Source organism: Endozoicomonas sp. SESOKO1 (assembly GCF_024606265.1).
GTDB lineage: Bacteria > Pseudomonadota > Gammaproteobacteria > Pseudomonadales > Endozoicomonadaceae > Endozoicomonas.
In genome coordinates this window covers 1-2,533 of record NZ_JAHHPP010000376.1, presented here as the reverse complement: position 1 = coordinate 2,533, position 2,533 = coordinate 1, and the positions used below count along the sequence as shown (strand labels likewise).

General features: G+C 46.8%; 1 protein-coding gene and 1 pseudogene. One reads left to right on the top strand and one right to left on the bottom strand.

Annotated features, from left to right (window positions below):
• Positions 1–136: 136 nt before the first annotated feature.
• Positions 137–324 (bottom strand): annotated as a pseudogene (locus tag KDK13_RS17005) (putative PEP-binding protein); the annotation flags it as partial.
• 155 nt (positions 325–479) lie between these two features.
• Here KDK13_RS17005 and KDK13_RS17000 point away from each other — a divergent pair.
• A partial coding sequence (locus KDK13_RS17000; RefSeq protein ID WP_257286177.1) for a WD40 repeat domain-containing protein occupies positions 480–2,533 on the top strand: 2,054 nt, incomplete at its 3' end.

Genomic DNA, 2,533 nt, shown 5'->3' with positions numbered 1-2,533 from the left:
AGCTGATTTTAGCCCCGATGGTGATCATTTAATAATCCATTGCAGAAATAATCCCTGGGGGGTGCCCAAAGGTGACACCGTGCTCCTCTGGAAGATTCCTGCCAGCCTCCCAAGGCAACCTTTGAACAGGGAGCTATCAAAAAGCCATTCCCAAGCATAAACAAATAGAGATTTCTCTATCCGGGTTCAGGCAAACGGTATCGATGCCTTCCTCCATCGGCCAGTGAGCAAAGTCTGGGTGATCACTGGGTCCCTGGCCGCAGATACCGATGTATTTCCCTGTTGGCGACAGGCCTGAATCGCCATGGATAACAACTGCCTGACTAAAATCAGGGCAGGAACTTTTGCCAAACTCAATAATCTAAAACTCAGTTCCTGAATGTTAAGACAGGTAATGGCAGGACAAAGATCCAACGGATGGTATTGATCATTAGTCGTATAAATAAGGCATTTATAGTGCCAATCACGCCGGAGTTATCATGCAACCAATAGCGCAGGGTTACCACAGAAGTATAGATGGAAGCGGTTTGCAAAAAGACGAAGAGGCGTCAAGTAACAGTCTGAAGCCAATATCCGGGTTAGTGGCTGACTCTAATAGCCGTATTAAAGAAGTCTCTGGAACGGAGCAGAATAACACTATCAAACGTTTGAAAAAGGATTTACCACCCGAACAGGCAATCAGCATAGATACCAATATTGATCATCGTAAGCTGGAAATTGTCAGACACAAATTTTCAACGACCCATTTATCCCCGGGCACCACATCGCAACAGCCTGATATCGAGATGATACAATTCGATCGTCGTATTGAACCCGGCAATATTGACCCTGCAAAGCGTGAAATTTTTCAATCCCAGGCCAATTGTCTTGAACTCCAACTGAATGTCAGCTTCGATTGTTTTATTTTTCATACCTGTTTCAGCCCTTCGGGTAACCATCTCTTCATCAGTGGTTGCGACAGTTCGACAGATCATAGACTGGTAAGCTGGCGAAAAGACGCGGATGGCAACTGGTGGGAGAACAGCAGGAGCATGGTCGGATCCCAAATAATTACTCTCCAGCTCAACCAGTCGGAAAATACGCTCCTGACTTGCGACAGCCAGGATGGCAATGTCAAGGTGAGTACGTTAAATAGTGATGGCCGTTGGGAGGAGTCGCTGGTGCTTGAGCACACGCCCCTTGTAAAAGGCTATGAGCCGGTGATGGCGAGCTTCAGCCCGTTGCAGGACAAGATTATGACCTACGATCACCACGCCGGCAAAATCAACGTATTGCAAGTGGATGGTAACAACCGGTGGACCCGCCTGAACCAACCAGCAGAGATCAGGCAAAGCAGCCAAGTTGCATTGAATTTCAAGGCTACGAATAATTATTTACTGACATACAATGACACACAAGCGACCATCTGGGGCTGTAGTGATCAGAGCAACTGTATTAAGCAAAAATTTGACCGGGATTACGGCGGTTTTATTGAGGATTGCCAGTTAAGTAATGATGAGCGGCATGCCTTTATCCTCCTCCGGAATAACCAGGTTTTTTTCCTGGCTTGCGATGACAACGGCCACTGGTCGCAGGTGGGAGAGGTCCGTCATTTCAGGCAAACCTATGAATTAGAAGTAAAAGTAGACGAAGAACCTGACCGAACCATCGTTGATTGGAACCATATTTACACAGCCTCCTTCAATGCCTCCGGGCAATATGCGCTGACCAGTGATTTTGCTAAGCAAACTATCATTTCCGGTTATGACGATAATGGTGCCTGGGTAGAAAAATTAGATATTCGGGATTGTGATTATGCCTTCTTCTCCCACACCGGGCGGAAAGTACTGGCCCGGCTGAGTACTGGCTCCTATAAAATCTGGGATTGCACCAGTACCGGTATCAGTCTGGACAAAGCCCAAACCCTTGAGCACATCGACAGTAAATTAATCACTATCGGTCCCTCAGAAAATCTGTTCCTGAGCTATGGCGATGAAACGAATTACGCTTGCATTTGGGGTGATGACGGAGAAGGACACCTGGTTGAGAAAGCACGGGTATGTCATCAGGGGGGTATTTTCGCCGCTCACACCAATGCTCAGGAGGACAGTGTGCTGACCGTTGGTCATGATTGCACTGTGAAAATTCAGGGACTCGAAAGAGATGGCAAATGGCGGGAACAGCTGGTGGTTCAAAATAAACAAAATATCGATTTTGCTGAATTTTCTCCCTCAGGTCGTCTTGCCTTTACCGTTAGCCAGGACAGTACCGCCTGCATCCTGGGGCGAGACGATAATGGCGAATGGGTACAACATGCCGTGATAAAACGGAGTCCCTTTTCGATCAAATCCGCCAAATTTAATAAATTGGAGAACCATTTCCTGATCTTTGGCAACCATTTCATGAACTTTGGCAAAGATAATGACAAGCCGGGCTTTGTGCAACTCTGGAGCATCGGTGATGATGGCAAATGGGCAAAAACTGAGCTGATAAAACTGGATCATCCCGTTAAGGAAGCTGATTTTAGCCCCGATGGTGATCATTTAATAATCCA